Annotated in this window: 1 protein-coding gene; it reads left to right on the top strand. The window is 55.5% G+C overall.

Annotated features, from left to right (window positions below; all coding sequences use genetic code 11):
- Positions 1–265 (top strand): cation transporter (locus tag A3736_RS09865; RefSeq protein WP_197465576.1); only part of this gene is annotated, 265 nt, incomplete at both ends.

Here is a 265-nt window from a genome sequence, read left to right as displayed (position 1 = left end):
CGTAATCTGGGTCGCCGGGATAGCGCTGGTGATCGACGTGGTTACGGCGGTGATGGTTTACGCCAGCTCGAAGAACTCCCTCAACATGAAAGCCGCCTTTCTGCACAATGTGTCCGATGCGCTGGCTTCGGTCGGTGTGATCGTGGCTGGCGTACTCATTCTGCGATACGAACTTTATATTGCCGATCTGATCATCACTGTGGTCATTGCTGCCTATGTGATCTGGCAGGGCGTCACTTTGTTGCCTCGCACGGTGCGGCTCTTG

Origin of the sequence: Erythrobacter sp. HI0063, from assembly GCF_001635685.1 — a bacterium.
In the GTDB taxonomy this organism is placed as follows: domain Bacteria; phylum Pseudomonadota; class Alphaproteobacteria; order Sphingomonadales; family Sphingomonadaceae; genus Qipengyuania.
This window is presented reverse-complemented; position numbering and strand designations above follow the sequence as displayed.